We start from the raw sequence: 16,533 nt of genomic DNA, 5'->3' as shown, positions 1-16,533 counted from the left end.
CGTTAGGCTTCCTTGCTGGGGAGCACGAGCAGGCGGTGGCAGTACGGGCAGTGCGTAATCTCGCTACCGTCGTGGTTGAGGTCGCTCATGGACGACGCCTGCAGCGCGGTGTGGCAGACCGTGGGGATGTTGCCCTTGATGGTCTCGACGGCCAGGCCGCGGAACTGCTTGAGCAGGCGCTCGTAGTCGGTGAGCACGTCGGTCGGCAGCGTGGCGGCAAGCGCGGTGCGCTCCTTGGTGGCGGCGTCAATCTGTGCCTGGAGGTCGGCGGCCTTGGCGCGGGCGGCCTTGGTGTCGGCCTTCACGCCTTCCTCGAACTTGGCGATGATGGCCTGCGCGCGAGCCTCGCGGTCGAGTGCCTCCTTGTGGGCGACGACGACATCCTTGCGGGTGTGCTCGATCTTGTCCAGGCGCTTGGCCAGGGTGGCGAGCTCGTTCTCCAGGTCCTGTACCTCGCGGTAGTCAGAGCCGTCAACGTGGCGCTTCTTGGCGGCCTCGATAGCGTTGTTGGTCTGGATCTCGGTGGTGTTGAGGTCGTCGAGCTCAATATCCAGGTCCTTGCGCTGGGCGTAGAGCTTGGTCATCTCGGCCTTGAGCTTAACGTAGGTCTTGCGCTTGGAAGCGAGTTCCTTGAGCTCCGGCATATTGGCAAGTTCGCTCTTGTTGCGGGCGAGCTCCAAATCGATCTGTTGCAGCTTGAGTAGCGTAGCGCCGGCGCTCATAAGTTCTCTCCTTTTGTCACAGTCCACCATTGGCAAGGGTTCAGTATTTTAATCGCATGACGGGGGTCAACCCCGGCGTCAACCGCAGAGTTCATCAAGATATCAACGAACGGCTCCTCGGAGCGGTCATGGCCGAGCAGGATCACCGGCAGTCCGCGCAAGTCTAGGTCCTGCGCCACGTGGTAGCCCGCCTCGCCCGTCACGATGGCATCCGCACCGGCGGCGATGGCAAGCTCGCTAAAGTCGCCGAGGGAACCGCCCAGAATGGCGACGGTGCGGCACGGGTGATCGGCCTCGCCCCACACACGTGGGTCGCTGCCAAACGCCGTGGCGGCGCGAGTGGCAAGGTCGCGCAGGCTGCAGGGGTCGTTGAGCGTTGCAAGCGCGCCCAGGCCGGTCGCTTCGGGGTCGTCCACGTGCTCCAGCGAGCTTGCGGGCACGGCGTCCAACAGCGTACTTAGGCAAACGCGAGCCTCATGCGAGCGGTCCAGATTGGTGTGGAACGAGATGATACTCACCCCACAGCGGGCAGCCTCGTAGAGCGCCGCACTGCACTGGGGGCGCGTCGCGCTAGGCGGACAAAAGGCCTCGGGCGCCTTGATATAGATGGGATGATGCGTCAGCAGTACGTTGGCACCGGCCTCAAAGGCGCGCTGCACGTTGGCCTCGGTAGCGTCGAGTGCGCAGGCCACGCCGCGGATCTCGTCGTCGGGGTCGCCGACGGATAAGCCTACGTGGTCCCAGGGTTCGGCGTCCGTCATAGGATAGCGTGCAAGCAGGGCGCGCTCGAGTTCGGCGACGATCATGCGGCACCTACGATCGAGAGCAGCGTCTGGGCAAAGTTGTTCAGATCGTCCGGATTCACGCGGTCATCGAAGGAGATGCGCAGTGCGCCCAATGCCTGCTCGCGACCAATGCCCATGGCGCTGAGAACATGGCTCGGGTCCATGCTGCCGCTCGAGCATGCCGAGCCTGCCGACACCTCAAAGCCGGCGGCGTCGAGCTTGATGATGAGCTCCTCGGAGTCCATGCCGTCAATGTAGATCGATACCATGCCGGGCAGACGGTCGGCTTGCGCGTAGTCGCCCATGGTGGCGTGAATGCGCGGATGGGCCGTAAGCGTGGCGTAGAGCTTGTCGGATAAGGCCTGCAGCGTTGTACGCTCCTGGGCCACGCGGGGCGCCAACGTGCGGGCGGCAGCGGCAAAAGCCAGCTGTGTACGCAGGTCCTGCGTGCCGGCACGACGACCGGCCTCCTGTCCGCCGCCAAAGATGCGGGGTCGCAGTGGGGTGCGGGTCTTAACGTAGAGCGCACCAGATGCCACAGGACCGCCGATCTTGTGCGCGGCAACGGTCATAGCATCGACGCCCAGCTCGGTGACATCGAGCGGAATATGCAAGTAGCCTTGGATGGCATCGGTATGAAACAGGGCGCCGGCAGCATGTGCGGCGGCGGCCAGCTCGCGGATGGGCTGCACCACGCCGGTCTCGTTGTTGGCAACCATGATGCTCACGAGCGCCACGTCGTCGCCTAGTAGCTCGACAAGCGTGGCGGGCTCAATGTAGCCCATGCGGCAGGGCTGCACCAGGTCGACGCTAAAGCCTGCGGCACGCAGCAGCGGCAGGTTGTCCAGAATCGAATCGTGCTCGATGGCAGATACGATCACGCGGTTACGCTTACGGTCGCGCTGACGTGCACCCTCGGCAAGACCGAGTAGCGCCAGCTGGTTGGCTTCGGTGCCGCCGTTGGTCAGAACAATCTCAGACGGGCGAACGCGCGCGCCAAAGCTGCGGGCGATCTCGCGACGTGCAACCTCCAGACGCGCGGCAGCCTTGCGGCCGAGCGAGTGCAGCGAGTTGGGGTTGACGCCCGCTAGCTCGCTATCGTCGTACTCACGCTGCGCAAGGCGCGCCTCGGCGCGCATGGGCGTCGAGGCGGCGTAGTCAAGATTCACGGGTATGCGGTTTTGACCTGCGGTCATAAGGGTTTATGCCTCCTGTGCAGCCTCGTTGCCCAGCTTCTGCAGCAGCGCAACCTCGGCAGCGGGATCTTCGGACTTAAATACGGCAGAACCGGCCACCAGGACATTTGCGCCGGCCTTGACGACCTCGGCAATGTTCTTGGAAGAAATGCCACCGTCGACCTCGATCATGGGCGAAACGCCGTGACGCTCGCACATGGCCTTGAGCTCGTGGAGCTTAGCGATGGTGCCCGGGATAAAGCTCTGGCCGCCAAAGCCGGGGTTCACGCTCATGAGCAGCACCATATCGACGACGTCGATGATGCTCTCGAGCACGCACACGGGGGTGGCGGGGTTGAGCACAACGCCGGCCTTGACGCCGCGCTGCTGCAGATGCGTGAGCGTGCGGTGCAGGTGCGTGGAAGCCTCGTAGTGCACGGTGATCATGTCGGCGCCGGCGTCGGCGTACCAATCGACCGTCTCGTCGGGGTTCGATACCATCAGGTGCGCGTCGACCGGTACATCGGTGGAGCGCTTGACGGCCTTAAGGATGTCGACGCCAAAGGTGAGGTTGCCGGTAAAGTGACCGTCCATGACGTCGAAGTGCACGTAGTCGGCACCGGCTATCTTGTCGAGTTCGCCCTTGAGGTTGGCCATGTCGGCCGAAAGGACAGACGGAGCGATTTTGATGGAACCCATGGTAGAAGCCTTTCTGCGCTAGTCGGTGAGTCCGTAGAACTCTTGAGAAGGGACGCGATCGGTAAGAATCTCGAGCGCCCTATCCAAAGTAACACCGTTGTAGAGCGTTTGCTCCACGGCAAAGGTGAGCGGAATGTCTACGCCCAGTGAACGGGCAAGCTCGCTCACGCTGCGGGCCGCGACGGCGCCCTCGACAACCATATGCGTGCGCGTCTGGTACTCGTCGAGCGACACGCCGTGTGCAAACTCGTAGCCAAAGGTGCGGTTGCGCGAATGCTCCGAGGTGCAGGTGGCAATGAGGTCGCCCATGCCGGCAAGTCCCATGCAGGTCATAGCTTGACCACCGCGGGCGTGTACCAGACGGCTGATCTCGGCCAGACCACGCGTCATGATGAGGGCAAGCGTGTTGTCGCCCGCACCAGAACCGGCGGAAATGCCGCACACGATAGCGATGACGTTTTTCATAGCGCCGCAAACCTCGACGCCGGTCATGTCCTGCGACAGGTAGATGCGGAAGGCTGTGGATAGGAGCAGGTCCTTAAAGGTCTCCCCTATCTGCGGATCTTTGCTGGCGATGACGGCGGCAGAAAGCCCGCCGCGGCAGATCTCCTCGGCATGGTTGGGACCCGAGAGCGCCGCCACGCGCGCCTCGTTGCCGATCTCGCTGGCGATGACCTCGCTCATGAGCAGGCCGGACTCGGGCTCAATGCCCTTGGTGAGGCAGAGCACCGGGGTATCGGCGGCGATAAAGGGCACGGCCTGGTGGCAGACGCCACGCAGGTGCGTCGAAGGAACGGCGAAGATGATGGCCTCGGCGCCGTCGAGCGCCTGGGCGAGCTCGGTCGTTGCTACCACGTTATCGGGCAGCTCGTAGCCCACAAGGTAGCGAGGATTACGGTGCTCGCCGTTAATGCCAGCGGCCGTCTGCTCACTATGGGCCCACATGGTCATGCGCTCGGCTCGCGCGGCAGCAAGGCCGGCGACGGCGGTTCCCCAGGAGCCGGAGCCAATCAGCGCAACATTCATGACTCTCTCCTACTTATCGTCGGGCTCGGTGACGCGCTTGGTAAACGAGAGCTTGGACTCCTTACCGGCCATGAGCTTTTTGATGTTCGCGCGATGGGCCCACACCACGGTGATGCCGATCATCGCCATGCAAAACTTAAGTCCCAGGCTGCTGTACGGAAAGACCGCGCAGGCGGCGATGGGAAGACCGATGGCGGCGGCAAGCGAGCCCACCGACACAAACTTGGTGATGGCGACGGCCACGATAAACATGCCCAGCAGCGAAAGCCCAATGGGCCAGTACCATGCGAGGATTACGCCCAGACCGACCGCGATGCCCTTGCCGCCATGGAAGTTGAGGTAGGGCGAGAAGATATGGCCCCATACGGCCGCCAGGCAGATGACGCCGAGCATCCAATCGCCGGCGGCACCGGGGGCCATAATGCTCACGGGGAAGCCATAGCCCAAGTCGGCAATGAGCGGACGCGCGATAAGGACGCAGATGGCGCCCTTCAGGCAGTCGAGCAGCAGCGTGAGCGCCGCGACCTTGGGGCCGGCTACGCGCAGGGCGTTGGTGGTGCCGATGTTGCCGGAGCCCGCCTTGCGAATATCGGTGTGGTTAAACACGCGGCCCAGGATCAGGCCAAACGGAATCGCTCCGATAAAGAACGAGACCACGGCGCAGATGGCGGTCAGCAGAATCGGATTATGCATCCTTTTGCTCCTTCTTCCTAAAGAAGAGTCGAATGGGCGTGCCAGAAAAATCGAAGGTCGAGCGCATACGGTTCTCCACGTAGCGCTGGTAGGTGTCGTTGACCAGGTCGCTGTGGTTGACGAAGAACGTGAACGTCGGCGGGTTGACGCCCGTCTGGGTCACGTAGTGCATGCGCAGGCGACGCTTGCCGTCCACCACGGTGTGACCAAACTCACGCAGGTCGGTGAGGAACGTGTTGAGGCGCGAGGTGCTGATCTTTTGCGAGCGCGTCTTCTCGGCGGCGTCGACCATGCCCCAGATCTTCTCGACGCTGCGGCCGGTCAGGGCCGAGATGCGCAGGTACTGGGCCCAGGGAGCCATGACGCCCAGACGGCGGTCGACGGTCTCCATGCAGGCCTCGCGCTTGCGGTCGTCGTCGAGCAGGTCCCACTTGTTGAGCAGCACCACGATGGCGCAGCCGCGCTCGATGGCCAAGCCCATGACCTTCTGGTCCTGCTCGGTGACGCCCACGGAGGCATCGACGACGAGCAGCGCCACGTCGGCGCGGTCGATGGCGCGCAGGCCGCGAACCATGGAGTAGTACTCGATGTTCTCGTACACGGTGCTCTTCTTGCGAATGCCCGCGGTGTCGACCATGCGGTAGTGCTTGCCGCCGCGCTCGACAACGGTATCGATGGCGTCGCGCGTGGTGCCGGCGATGTTCGACACGATGGAACGGTCGGCGCCCAGGATGCGGTTGAACAGCGAGGACTTGCCGGCGTTGGGTCGGCCGATGATGGCGACGTTGAGCGCGTCAGGGAACTCGTCGGCGACCTCGTCCTCTTCCTCGGGCAACAAGGCGACGATGTCGTCGAGCAGGTCGCCCGTGCCGTGGCCGTGCAGGGCCGAGAGCGGCGTGGGCTCACCGATGCCGAGCGAATAGAACTCCCAGATGTTGTCGTTCTCGCGATCGGGATTGTCGAGCTTGTTCACCAGCAGAAAGACCGGCTTGTCGGAGCGCTTGAGCATGCGGGCGACCGACTCGTCCTCCTCGGTGACGCCGGTGCGGCCGTCGACCACAAACAGGATGACGGCGGCTTCCTCGGCGGCGGCGAGTGCCTGGTCGCGGATGGACGTGGCAAACACGTCATCGCTCTTGAGCGGCTCGATGCCGCCCGTGTCGACGATAGTGAACTCGCGGCCGTTCCAGTCGGCCGTGTGATACGAACGGTCGCGCGTGACGCCGCGGGACTCGTGGACGATGGCGTCCGAGGTCTGGGCTAGGCGGTTAACGAGCGTGGACTTGCCCACGTTGGGGCGTCCAACGACGGCGACGATAGGTTTCATCTGCTCTCCTTTAATGGGTAGGGTCAGTGGAATTAGTAGAGTCGGCAGGCACAATGCCAAGGATGTGCTCCAGGGTATCGAGCAGCTCATGCGGCATGGTCGACACCACATGAACCTCGGCGCCGCGATTGGTAAGGCTTGCGAGTAAATCGTCACGATGATACTCGTCAAGCGTCATGCCGTCAGCGTTGAACATGAGCTTAGGCACAAAGAGCATAACCCCCGACAGGTCTTGCGGCAGCTGCTCCAGGATGTCGCTCGCGACGATTAGGCCGGTCACGTCCACGTTGCCGCCAAAGTAGCGGTTCTTGATGGCCGTGACGGTGCCGGAAAGGCCCTGTGGAGACTCCACGAAGCGGGCGACGGTATCGCGTGCGCTGGCGCCCGAAAGACATACCAGGCGCTGGTCGCGGGCGGTCATAGCCTTGCGAACGCTGGCAAGGCGCTCGGCGTCGGCGGCAAGGACATCGTCTGTCTCGTCCAGATACGAGCGGATCATGCCGATGCCGTCGTAGTACTGAGGGTAGCCGTCGTAAAAATCGGCCTCGGGCGGCTCGATACCGGCGTCCAGATAGAACTCGTCGCTCATCTGGAACGTGTGGCGGCCAAAGCGCTCGTACGCGCGATCCTGGAAGGGTCGGATCATGGCGATGGTCTCGCGCGCCAGCTCAGGCTTGTCGCTGTAGGACCAGCTAAAGCGGTTCTGGTGCTTGGTAAAACCGAGCGGCACGATGCCCAGGCTCGTGATCTGTTCGTGCTCCTCGCAAAAGCGCAGGGTCTTCAGCAGTTCCTCGCCGTCGTTCATGCCGGGGCACAAAACGATCTGGGCGTGAATCTCGATGCCGGCGGCCATGATGGCCTCGAGCACGTCCATGCCGCGCTGGGCGTTGCGGCCCATCATGCGGCGGCGGACATCGGGGCTTACGGCATGGACCGACACGTTCATGGGGCTCATATTTCGGTCGATGACGTTTTGCACGTCCTCGTCGGAAAGATTCGTGAGCGTGACAAAGTTACCCTGTAAAAAACTCAGGCGGTAATCGTCGTCGCGGATGTAGAGCGTGGAGCGGCCGCCCTTGGGCAGCATGGTCATAAAGCAGAACACACAGGCGTTAACACAGGTACGCATGCCGTCGAAGATGGGACCATCGAACTCTAGGCCCCAGTCCTCGCCGGGAAAGCGGTCAAGCTCGACGGGGGTGACGGTGCCGTCGCGCGGGTCGAAAACCTCCAGCTCGACGGTGTCGTCGTCTGCTTCCCAAAGCCATACGATCATATCGGTCAGCTTCTCGCCATTGACCGTGAGCACGCGCATGCCCGGCTCGATACCCACATCCCATGCGGGCGACTCGGGACGCACGTTCTTAACGAGCGCGCCCTCACCCGGCTCGGGGTCGCGGCTGCGCCCGTAATCGGCCACCTCGGCGGCGTATGCGGGTACGGTCTGGTCCATGATTAGCGGCAAAGCTCCTTGATGCGCGCAACGGCGCGTTCGATGTGTTCTTGCGGGGTGGAGGCTCCGGCGGTGATGCCGATGTGGCGCGCGCTGGCAAACCATGCGGCCTCGAGCTCGGAAGCTTCCTCGATGTGGTGCGTGTGCTCGCAGACGTCGGCGCAGATTTGCGCCAGGCGACGGGTGTTGCCCGAATTTTTGCCGCCCACCACGACCATGCAGTCGCAGCGGTTGGCAAGTGTGGCGGCTGCCTGTTGACGCTCACTCGTGGCGGCGCAGATGGTGTTGATCACGCGCAGTTCCTGCACGCGCGGGGTGATGGAGGCCACAACCTCGGCCAGGTTCTGCGCGGTTTGGGTGGTCTGCACAACCAGGCCCACCTTGCCTTTGAGCGGAAGCGCGTCCGCATCGGCAGCGCAACTCACGACCTGCGCGTCATCGCCGGCATGGCCCAGAATGCCCTCGACCTCGGGGTGGCCTGGCTCGCCCACGACGATCACGCGGTAGCCCTCGCGCACCAGGCGCTCGGCCGCCACATGGACCTTCTTCACGTAGGGGCAGGTGGCGTCGACCACGGTAAGGCCGCGCTCGCGAGCGGCCTCGATCACCTGCGGCACCACACCGTGGGCGCGGATAATCACGGTGCCCGATGCGGCGTCGTCCAAGGTGTCGGCCAGACCGACGCCTGCCTCGGCGAGCTCGCGTACCACGATGGGGTTATGGATGAGCGGACCCAGCGTGTGGACCAGAGTGCTCTCCCCCGCCTGCGGGGCGGCCGCCAATGCCATGTCGAGCGCACGCTGCACGCCGTAGCAGGTGCCGGCGTGGGCAGCGATTTCGATGGTGGGCGCGTCTGCCTTGCCGAGCACAGCCTCGGCAGTATTCATGACGTTCTCACCCATGGCTAGAACCTACCCGGGTGCTCGGCGCACAGGTCGTCGCGCATGGCGTAGACGCGGTTCATGGCCTCGGACTCAAGCCATGCCAGGCGCTCCTTGCGCTTGAGCTCGGCCGGCGCATCGGATAGCGAGATGGCCTTGCCGGCACGGATCCAGCATTTCTTGGGACGCATGAGCTTTTTGCCCGCAGGCGTAATATCAGACCAGCCGCAGATGGCGAGCGGGTTGACGGGCGCCTTGCCCATCTGGGCGATGAGAGCAAAGCCGCCGTGGACCTCTGGCTTGATCTCGCGCGAACGGATGCGTGTGCCCTCGGGGAAGATCAGGACGTCCTCGCCGCGCTGCAGTGCGTGTTGGGCTGCGCGCAGGCACTTCATGTCGGCGGTGCCACGCTCGACGGGGATACCACCCACGCGGCTAAAGGCCCAGCGCACGATCTTGGTTTTGGCGAACTCGGACTTAAAAATGGGGCGAATGCGGCGGCCGCCAAAGAACAGCGCCGTCTCAACGGCCAGCAGCTCAGCCATCGAGGTGTGGTTGCAGATGACCACGCTGCCGCGGCCTTCCTGGCGCTCAAAGAGCAGATCGGCGTCCTCGACCTTCCAGCGCCACATGAGCTTGGAGAAGGCCCAAAGGATTGCCATGACCACGAAGACGGTGCCGCGGATGAGCGCGGGGAACTCGGCGTACGGGGCGTTGTAGTAATCCTCGGGCGTCTGCTTAAACAGGCGCATGGGCTACCTCCTTTGGTTGATGAGGTCCTCGATAATGCGGACGACCTCGTCGATGGTGTGGGCGGTGGAGTCGACGTGCACGGCGTCCTCGGCGGGCACGAGCGGCGCGACCTCGCGGCTGCTGTCGAGCTTGTCGCGCTGCTTGAGGGCGTCGAGGGTCTCGTCGACCTCGGCCTCGAGCCGCTCGGTAGCGAGCGGCTGTGCGTCGTTTTGGTGGCGCTGCAGCACGCGGCGACGGGCACGCTCGCGCGGGTCGGCGGTCAGGAACACCTTGACCTGCGCGTTGGGGAACACGACGGTTCCGATATCGCGACCCTCGGCCACGATATCGCGGTCCTCGGCGGCGCGGCGCTGATGGATGAGCATGGCCGCGCGCACACCCGGGTAGGCCGAGACCTTGGATACGTTAGCGTCGACCTGCGGGGTGCGAATGGCAGCCGATGCGTCCTGGCCGTCAATGGTCAGGCGCGTATCCTCGCCGGTGCTGTTGGTAAAGCGGATTTCGATCTGCTCGGCGAGGGCGTCGATTGCCGCCTCGTCGTCCAGATCGATGCCGCGGTCGAGCGCGGCGAAGGTGACGGCGCGATACATGGCGCCCGTGTCGAGCTTGTTAAAGCCCAGCTGGCGGGCGATCTCCTTGGCGATGGTGGACTTGCCGGAACCGGCGGGGCCGTCGATGGCGACGATCATGCAATGCTTCCTTTCGGTGGTTGACGTGCTGGTATGGGACGCGGGCGTTGATGCGCGGCGGGTTGCCTAGCCCGTGTAGCGCTCGCGGTAGGTGTTGCGCTTGGGTGCGGAGCCGTGGCTGCCGTGGTGGCGCGTGCGACTCGCGGTATTGGTCGCCGGCGCGGCGGCGCGCTTGGAGCTGGCCTGCTTAGGCGGGATGCCGCCGGCCTTGAGGATTTGCACCTCGCGGTCGGTGAGCTCGCGCCACGAGCCCTTGGCCACGTCCTTGAGCTCCAGTCCGGCAAAGTTGCAGCGGTGCAGGCGGATCACCGGGTGGTGTATCTTGCTCAGCATGCGCTTGACCTGGTTCTTTCGGCCCTCGCGGATGATGACCTCCACGGCAGTGGTGCCGGGCTTGACACCTTGCGGGGCCACCGCCTCGGCTTCGCGCGCGTTGATGACCCGGCAGATCGCCGGCTGGCACAAGCCGTCGTCGAGCTCGATGCCGCGACGGAGCGGTTCCAAGTCGCGATCGGTCAGGTGGCCGTCCACCAAAGCCTGGTAGGTCTTGTAGACGTGCTTGCTGGGGTGCAGCAGGTCCTGCGACAGGTCGCCGTCGGTGGTAAAGAGCAAAAGGCCCGTGGTGTCACGGTCCAGGCGACCCACCGGGAAGAGTCCCGGAAAGCGGTCGCGGGGGACCAGCTCGGCCACGCAGGGGCGCTCCTGCGGATCGCTCATGGTGGTGAGGTAGCCGGTCGGCTTGTAGAGCATCAGGTACACGGCGCCCTGGTTGAGCTTGACGGGCATGCCATCAACCTCGATGTTGTCGCGGTCGACGTCGACCTTGGTGCCCAGTTCGGTCGCGACCTCGCCGTTAACAGTCACGCGGCCTGCGGTCATCAGGTCCTCCGAGCCGCGGCGGCTCGCCACGCCCGCGCGTGCCAAAAAGCGCTGTAGGCGCATCGTGTGCGGGTAGACGGGCTGGGCGTCGCCTGCGGGCGTTGTGGCGCCTGCGGCGCGCGTCACCTCTGCTTCGTTAGTCCTCGTCATGCATGTCCTCCGAGGTATCGTCGACAACCAGGGTATCCTCGTCCTCGACTGCCTCAACATCTTCAACATCGATATCGATCAGTTCGCGCTCTTCGTCCAGGTCCTCGGCCTGCTCCTCGAGCGTGGACTGAATGCTGCGGCCGCTCAGGCGCTCGCGGATAAACTGGCGCGACTGCTCGTCGGGGGCAAACTGCTCCAGATCGGGCAGGTCGCGGGTGGAGCGAAGACCGAACTTTTCCAAGAAGGCGTTGGTCGTGCCGTAGATGATTGCCTGACCGCGCTCGGGGTCGCGGCCGAGCTCGCGCACCAGGCCCTTGTCCACGAGCGACGCGATGACGCCGTCGGAGTTGACGCCGCGGATGCCCTTGACCACCTCGCGCGTGACGGGCTGGTGGTAGGCGATGACGGCCAGGGTCTCAAGCGCCGCCTGAGACAGCTTTTGCGTGTCCCAGCTCAGCACGTAGGCCTCGACCACGTCGTGGTAGGCGGGGTGCGTAAACAGGCGCCAGCCACCGGCGACCTCGCGCAGCTGAAAGCCGCGGTTGGCCTCTTCGTACTCAACCTTGAGCTCGGCCAAAAGCGACGCGCACTCGCCCGGGGCGATATCCAGCGCAGCTGCCAGCGCGGGTGCGCTCACGGGGTCGCTCGACACCAGCAGCAGCGCCTCGAGGGCGCCTTTGAGGCTGTTTGCCTCCAGCGTGGAAAGGGTTGACATGGCTGCCGCTCCTATTCGGTGAGCTCGGGGCCCTCGCCGGGCACGTATGCCTCGGCGCCCTCGACGCGGTTGATTTGAATGGTTCCAAAGATCTCGTCCTGGCTCAGTGTAAGCGAGCCACGCTTGGCGAGCTCGAGCATGGCCAGGAAGGTGACGACGAGCTGCTCGGTGGTGGCGTCGCCGTCCAGCAGCTCGCGGAAGGTGCAGGTTTGGTGTGCCATGGTAAAGCGGTCGACCGAGGCCACCGTCAGGTCGAGCGGCACGCGATGTGGCGCCACGTGCTCGGCCTCCAGCAGGAAGGTCTGGCGCTTGCCATCCAGGTCGGCGCAGATGACGGCGAGGCCGCGCAGGGTAATGCCGGCCAGATAGTCGGGCATAAGGCCTAGGAACTCGGGGTCGGGGCCGGCCACGCGCGGATGCATGCGGCTCTCGGCCTGCATACGCGCGCCAAGGGCTGCCGCCGCGCCCTTAAACTGCTTGTAGGCGATCAGACGCTGGATCAGGACCTCGCGCAGGGCGTCGCCGTCGAGCGCACTGAGTTCCTCGAGGTCTTCGTCGTCCTCGTCATCGTCGACTGTCTTGCGCGGGGCCTCCTGGGGCACCAGCGAGGCGGCCTTGATGTCCAAAAGAGTTGCCGCGACCAGCAAAAAGTCGCTCGCCACGTCCAGGTCCAGCGCCTCGATGCGCTCGGCCTCGGCAAGGTATTGCTCGGCTACCTCGCTGATCGAGATGGCACCGATATCAACTTTTTGGCGGGTTACCAGCTGCAGCAGCAGGTCGAACGGTCCGCTGTAGACCTGCGTCGACACGCGATACGACATCTTCGACCTCCTTTGACGGCGCCTTCGCGGCGCGGTTTGGGTGCATGTTGCGACCGTTTTGCACGGACGACCTGTAAGTTTACCTTAGATGCCGGCGATTGCGAAGTTGAGCAGCCACTCGGCCAGCGGATACACGGTAACGTCGAAATACCGTCCGATCACGTCGATGCCGGTCCACATGGGCAGCAGATACAGCACTAGGATGAGGATGGGCATGGCGTATTGCTGCAGGCGGTAGTAGTTGGCGAGCGCCTTGCCCTTGAGGAACGGCACGATAATCGACGAGCCGTCGAGCGGCGGGATCGGGATGAGGTTAAAGAACGCGAGCGACAGGTTGACCACAATAAAGGTGGCACCGAAGTTCATGATTTGTGATGCCACAGCAAAGGACATCCTGGCGTAGAGGTTGCCGTATGTCGCGTGCATGAGAGCGGCCGCAAGGCATGCCAGCGCAATGTTCGATGCGGGGCCGGCTGCGCTCACCAGAACCTCGTCGCGCTTGGGGTGCTTGAGGTTGTTGAGGTAGACGGGCACGGGCTTGGCAAAGGCGAACACCGGGCCGCCAGCGGCGAGCATCAACAGCGGCAGGAGAATGGTGCCAAACGGGTCGATGTGGTTGAGCGGGTTGAGCGAGACGCGGCCGCGCGAACGCGCCGTCTTGTCGCCGAGCGCCCAGGCCGCAGCGGCGTGCGCGCTCTCGTGGATGACAATACCCACGATGACGGCGACGGCACTAGCGAGCAGGTTCATAAAGTAGCTGCTGGACATGTCGCTCCCTTAGCGGACGCGGCGCGAGGCGCGCGTGAGCAGGTGGTCGGCCACAAACAGGATTACAGCGACGAGGGCGTAATCCAGGCGAAACACACCGCCGAAGGGCGAGGTGATAACGCCGTAGCCGGCGATGGCACTCGGCAGCGCGCGAGAAAGCTCAACGACAAAGCCCACGATCTGCAGCTTGGCGGTGAGGCCGCTAAAGCACAGCAACACCGTCATCGCGCTCATAAAGATGCCGCAGATGCGACAGGCAATGGCGATGATGCTCATCGCCACGGCGGTGGCTTTACGAGAGTTCACGCGCGGTCTCCTCTTCGATCTGGGTGGAAAGCTCCAGCCATTCGTCCTCGAGCTTGGGCAGCTCTTGCTTAAGGCCGTTATATTCCCCCAGCGCGGCGTTGAACTTGTTCTGATCGGCATAAAGCTCTTCGCTTGCCATCAATTCCATAAGCTCGTCATATCGGGCGCGCTTTTTGTCGAGCTCGGCCTCGATCTTCTTGAGCTGGTTGCGCACGCCCTTGAGCTTTTTGTTGAGCGCGGCGCGAGCCTGGGCCTCGGCGCGCTTTTGCTCCTTGGTCTTTTTGCCCTCGGCCGGCTTAGGGGCCGCGGCGGGGCTGCTGTCCTGGGCGGCGTTGGCTTTGGTGGACTTGGCCGCGGCAGGTGCGCTCTCCCCTGCTGCCTCGGCGGCGGCGCGGGCAGCGAGGTCCTCGCGTTTGAAGAGGTAGTAGTCGTAGTCGCCATCGTAGACCGTGACCTTGCCGTCGCGGATGTCGATGATGCGGTTGGCCACAGCGCGCACCAAGTGCTCGTCGTGGCTGATCAGCACAATGGTACCGGGGAAGTTTTGCAGGGCGTTCTCGAGCATGTCCACCGAGTCGATGTCCAAGTGGTTGGTGGGCTCGTCTAGGCACAGGAGCGCCTCGGGCGCCACGAGCATCTTGGCCAGAGCCAGACGCGCCTTTTCGCCGCCGGAGAGGACTCGAACCTGCTTCTCGATGGAATCGTTATCGCTAAACAGGAAGGCTCCCAACAGGCTGCGCTGCTGCGGCACGGTCCACTTGGGCGTGACGGTGTCGATCTCTTGCAGGACAGTGTTGGACTCGGTCATGCCCTCGAGCGCGTGCTGGGCGTAATAGGCCACGCCAACGTTGGTGCCCAGGTCGCGCGTGCCGGTAGTGGGCGGCTCCAGGCCGGCGAGGATCTTCATGAGGGTGGACTTGCCGGCGCCGTTGGGGCCGACGAGCGCCACATGCTCGCCGCGGTAGAGCTTAAGGTCGATGTCGCTGTAGATGTGCTTGTCGCCGTAGGACTTGGACACGCCCTCCAGGCCCACGACCATGTCGCCGGAGCGCGGCGGGTCGGGGAACTTAAAGTCGATGTGCTTGTGGCCCTCGGGCAGGATGACGAGCTCCTTTTTGATCTGCTCGATCTTGCGGATGCGCTCCTGCGCCTGGGCGGCCTTGGTGGGCTTGTAGCGGAACTTGTCGACGAAGACCTGCATATGGGCGATGTCGCGTTCTTGGGCGGCACGCTTGGCGCGCATCTGCTCCAGGTTGTCCTCGCGCTGCTTAAGGTAGCTGCTGTAGTTGCCGGTGTAGGTGGTCACGCGGCGGTTCTCGAGCGCGGCGACGTGATCGACGCAGGCGTCCATGAAGGCGCGGTCGTGGCTGACGATGAGCACGGCGCCATCGTAGTTGGCGATAAAGCCGCGCAGCCACTGGACGCTTTCGAGGTCCAGGTGGTTGGTGGGCTCGTCCAGCAGCAGCAGATCGGGATGGCGCAGGAAGAGCTTGGCCAGCGCGATGCGCATCTGCCAGCCGCCCGAGAACTCGGAGCATGGGCGCTCAAAGTCGGTGACCTTAAAGCCCAGGCCGGACAGGATTTTGCGGGCGTTACTTTCAAGCTCGTAGCCGCCTAGATGCTCAAAGCGGTCCTGGACCTGGCCGTACTCGTTAAGGAGTGCGTCGACGTCCTTGCCCTGCTCGGAGAGCTCGGTGATCTGGGCCTGCAGCTCGTTGGCGCGCTCGCCCATGCGGCGGATTTCCTTGGCGGCTGCCATGACCTCGGCGAGGATGGTGGTGTCCTTGTGCTCTAGGTTAGTTTCCTGCTCTAGGTAGCCCACCTGGCAGTCCTTGGCGTACTGGACCTGGCCGGCGTCGGGGCTGTCGATGCCCATGATGATCTTGAGCATGGTGGTTTTGCCGGCGCCGTTGGGTCCTACAAGCGCAAAGCGCTCGCCGGGGTTGATCTGGAAGGACGCGCCGCTAAAGAGGACGCGCGCGCCGAAGCTTTTTTCGATCTTGTCGACCAGGAGGATCATGGTGCCGCCTTTGACCTTGTGTGCCTATATGAAAAAAGGCCCCAACTTGCGTTGGAGCCTCATTCAATGCTCGGGTGGAGACGAGGGGGGTCGAACCCCTGACCTCTTGACTGCCAGTCAAGCGCTCTCCCAGCTGAGCTACGCCCCCGTGCGAAAAGTACTATACGGGAACTCGGACGGCGATGCAAGGACAATTTTGGAAAAAATTTCGCGGGCGCCGGCGCGGGGGGCGCGGCCTGGCCGCGGTTGCAGACGCGGGAACGGGCGGCGAAGCCCCGCGATGCCCTTATCCGCCCGCGGGGCGCGCCCCGCGGGCGGCGGCGAGGCCGCCGGCCACCTCTCCGGCGCCCTCGGGACATCTCGAGTCCCGCCGCCCGCCGTTTTTCGCTTTCGCGGCGCGGGCCGCCACTCGCCCAACGGCCATCCCGCCGGCGCCGGGCCCATTGTCGGGGCCAACCGCGCCCCCGCCCGCCCGGCGATTCCAAAACCATGCCGGTTTACGGGGCTAGGCCGGCAACCCCCGAGCATGACGTAATCGGCAAAAACAAAACCGCAGGTAGACGACTCTCGCATTCCGTGAAATGCAGGGTATGGACGGCCGGTCCGGGTCCGGCCCCGTAATCCGGCATAGTTTTGGAATGGTTCTTGTCGATCAGCATTAACAATTACGT

The 16,533-nt window shown here is 64.0% G+C and carries 17 protein-coding genes and 1 tRNA gene; all 18 read right to left on the bottom strand.

Annotated features, from left to right (window positions below; genetic code table 11):
• Window positions 1-2: 2 nt before the first annotated feature.
• Entirely contained in the window at window positions 3-722 is a 720-nt protein-coding gene (locus tag V2391_RS02160) for a zinc ribbon domain-containing protein (protein WP_271807537.1), read from the bottom strand.
• Window positions 719-1,528, bottom strand: coding sequence for a Nif3-like dinuclear metal center hexameric protein (locus V2391_RS02155; protein ID WP_329738064.1), 810 nt, complete (start codon window positions 1,526-1,528; stop codon window positions 719-721). Before V2391_RS02155 ends, V2391_RS02160 begins: the two co-directional genes overlap by 4 nt.
• Window positions 1,525-2,703, bottom strand: coding sequence for a cysteine desulfurase family protein (locus V2391_RS02150; RefSeq protein WP_329738063.1), 1,179 nt, complete (start codon window positions 2,701-2,703; stop codon window positions 1,525-1,527). The genes V2391_RS02155 and V2391_RS02150 overlap by 4 nt, the downstream gene beginning before the upstream one ends.
• Window positions 2,704-2,709: 6 nt before the next feature.
• Entirely contained in the window at window positions 2,710-3,381 is a 672-nt protein-coding gene (gene rpe, locus V2391_RS02145) for a ribulose-phosphate 3-epimerase (RefSeq protein ID WP_196031248.1), read from the bottom strand.
• Window positions 3,382-3,399: 18 nt separating this feature from the next.
• Window positions 3,400-4,407: an NAD(P)H-dependent glycerol-3-phosphate dehydrogenase gene (locus V2391_RS02140; RefSeq protein WP_329738062.1), complete on the bottom strand. Its 1,008-nt coding sequence runs from the start codon at window positions 4,405-4,407 to the stop codon at window positions 3,400-3,402.
• A gap of 9 nt (window positions 4,408-4,416) precedes the next feature.
• A complete protein-coding gene (plsY, locus tag V2391_RS02135; protein WP_329738061.1) occupies window positions 4,417-5,100 on the bottom strand; it encodes a glycerol-3-phosphate 1-O-acyltransferase PlsY in 684 nt (227 codons plus the stop codon).
• The gene (gene der, locus V2391_RS02130) at window positions 5,093-6,427 is read right to left on the bottom strand and encodes a ribosome biogenesis GTPase Der (protein WP_329738060.1); all 1,335 of its coding nucleotides are present in this window, start codon (window positions 6,425-6,427) and stop codon (window positions 5,093-5,095) included. The genes plsY and der overlap by 8 nt, the downstream gene beginning before the upstream one ends.
• A gap of 10 nt (window positions 6,428-6,437) precedes the next feature.
• The gene (locus V2391_RS02125; protein WP_329738059.1) at window positions 6,438-7,880 is read right to left on the bottom strand and encodes a DUF512 domain-containing protein; all 1,443 of its coding nucleotides are present in this window, start codon (window positions 7,878-7,880) and stop codon (window positions 6,438-6,440) included.
• Between the two features lie 2 nt (window positions 7,881-7,882).
• A complete protein-coding gene (locus V2391_RS02120) occupies window positions 7,883-8,782 on the bottom strand; it encodes a 4-hydroxy-3-methylbut-2-enyl diphosphate reductase (RefSeq protein WP_329738058.1) in 900 nt (299 codons plus the stop codon).
• Between the two features lie 2 nt (window positions 8,783-8,784).
• Window positions 8,785-9,513, bottom strand: coding sequence for a lysophospholipid acyltransferase family protein (locus V2391_RS02115; protein ID WP_329738057.1), 729 nt, complete (start codon window positions 9,511-9,513; stop codon window positions 8,785-8,787).
• Between the two features lie 3 nt (window positions 9,514-9,516).
• On the bottom strand, window positions 9,517-10,203 hold the full coding sequence (gene cmk, locus V2391_RS02110) for a (d)CMP kinase (RefSeq protein ID WP_329738056.1): 687 nt from the start codon (window positions 10,201-10,203) through the stop codon (window positions 9,517-9,519).
• A gap of 66 nt (window positions 10,204-10,269) precedes the next feature.
• Window positions 10,270-11,232 carry a pseudouridine synthase gene (locus V2391_RS02105; protein WP_329738055.1) on the bottom strand — a complete coding sequence of 321 codons (963 nt, stop codon included), beginning with the start codon at window positions 11,230-11,232 and terminating at the stop codon, window positions 10,270-10,272.
• Window positions 11,219-11,947 carry an SMC-Scp complex subunit ScpB gene (gene scpB, locus V2391_RS02100; RefSeq protein ID WP_329738054.1) on the bottom strand — a complete coding sequence of 243 codons (729 nt, stop codon included), beginning with the start codon at window positions 11,945-11,947 and terminating at the stop codon, window positions 11,219-11,221. Before scpB ends, V2391_RS02105 begins: the two co-directional genes overlap by 14 nt.
• 11 nt (window positions 11,948-11,958) lie before the next feature.
• Window positions 11,959-12,768, bottom strand: a complete 810-nt coding sequence (locus V2391_RS02095) for a segregation and condensation protein A (RefSeq protein ID WP_329738053.1) — start codon at window positions 12,766-12,768, stop codon at window positions 11,959-11,961.
• Between the two features lie 84 nt (window positions 12,769-12,852).
• Window positions 12,853-13,536: a site-2 protease family protein gene (locus tag V2391_RS02090; RefSeq protein ID WP_329738052.1), complete on the bottom strand. Its 684-nt coding sequence runs from the start codon at window positions 13,534-13,536 to the stop codon at window positions 12,853-12,855.
• Window positions 13,537-13,545: 9 nt separating this feature from the next.
• Window positions 13,546-13,842, bottom strand: a complete 297-nt coding sequence (locus V2391_RS02085) for a hypothetical protein (protein ID WP_329738051.1) — start codon at window positions 13,840-13,842, stop codon at window positions 13,546-13,548.
• A complete protein-coding gene (locus V2391_RS02080; protein WP_329738050.1) occupies window positions 13,829-15,862 on the bottom strand; it encodes an ABC-F family ATP-binding cassette domain-containing protein in 2,034 nt (677 codons plus the stop codon). Before V2391_RS02080 ends, V2391_RS02085 begins: the two co-directional genes overlap by 14 nt.
• 75 nt (window positions 15,863-15,937) lie before the next feature.
• Window positions 15,938-16,010 (bottom strand) — tRNA-Ala (locus V2391_RS02075).
• Window positions 16,011-16,533: the final 523 nt, after the last annotated feature.

The organism is Collinsella sp. CM84Y_54, assembly GCF_036317945.1.
In the GTDB taxonomy this organism is placed as follows: domain Bacteria; phylum Actinomycetota; class Coriobacteriia; order Coriobacteriales; family Coriobacteriaceae; genus Collinsella.
This window is presented reverse-complemented; position numbering and strand designations above follow the sequence as displayed.

What these genes read in the sequence shown, in the direction of transcription:
- V2391_RS02105 (WP_329738055.1), bottom strand. Translation starts at nt 11,232, where the DNA reads ATGACGAGGACTAACGAAGCAGAGGTGACGCGCGCCGCAGGCGCCACA.
- der (WP_329738060.1), bottom strand. Translation starts at nt 6,427, where the DNA reads ATGAAACCTATCGTCGCCGTCGTTGGACGCCCCAACGTGGGCAAGTCC.
- V2391_RS02150 (WP_329738063.1), bottom strand. Translation starts at nt 2,703, where the DNA reads ATGACCGCAGGTCAAAACCGCATACCCGTGAATCTTGACTACGCCGCC.
- plsY (WP_329738061.1), bottom strand. Translation starts at nt 5,100, where the DNA reads ATGCATAATCCGATTCTGCTGACCGCCATCTGCGCCGTGGTCTCGTTC.
- V2391_RS02115 (WP_329738057.1), bottom strand. Translation starts at nt 9,513, where the DNA reads ATGCGCCTGTTTAAGCAGACGCCCGAGGATTACTACAACGCCCCGTAC.
- V2391_RS02140 (WP_329738062.1), bottom strand. Translation starts at nt 4,407, where the DNA reads ATGAATGTTGCGCTGATTGGCTCCGGCTCCTGGGGAACCGCCGTCGCC.
- V2391_RS02125 (WP_329738059.1), bottom strand. Translation starts at nt 7,880, where the DNA reads ATGGACCAGACCGTACCCGCATACGCCGCCGAGGTGGCCGATTACGGG.
- V2391_RS02120 (WP_329738058.1), bottom strand. Translation starts at nt 8,782, where the DNA reads ATGGGTGAGAACGTCATGAATACTGCCGAGGCTGTGCTCGGCAAGGCA.
- V2391_RS02095 (WP_329738053.1), bottom strand. Translation starts at nt 12,768, where the DNA reads ATGTCGTATCGCGTGTCGACGCAGGTCTACAGCGGACCGTTCGACCTG.
- rpe (WP_196031248.1), bottom strand. Translation starts at nt 3,381, where the DNA reads ATGGGTTCCATCAAAATCGCTCCGTCTGTCCTTTCGGCCGACATGGCC.
- cmk (WP_329738056.1), bottom strand. Translation starts at nt 10,203, where the DNA reads ATGATCGTCGCCATCGACGGCCCCGCCGGTTCCGGCAAGTCCACCATC.
- scpB (WP_329738054.1), bottom strand. Translation starts at nt 11,947, where the DNA reads ATGTCAACCCTTTCCACGCTGGAGGCAAACAGCCTCAAAGGCGCCCTC.
- V2391_RS02155 (WP_329738064.1), bottom strand. Translation starts at nt 1,528, where the DNA reads ATGATCGTCGCCGAACTCGAGCGCGCCCTGCTTGCACGCTATCCTATG.
- V2391_RS02160 (WP_271807537.1), bottom strand. Translation starts at nt 722, where the DNA reads ATGAGCGCCGGCGCTACGCTACTCAAGCTGCAACAGATCGATTTGGAG.
- V2391_RS02090 (WP_329738052.1), bottom strand. Translation starts at nt 13,536, where the DNA reads ATGTCCAGCAGCTACTTTATGAACCTGCTCGCTAGTGCCGTCGCCGTC.
- V2391_RS02080 (WP_329738050.1), bottom strand. Translation starts at nt 15,862, where the DNA reads ATGATCCTCCTGGTCGACAAGATCGAAAAAAGCTTCGGCGCGCGCGTC.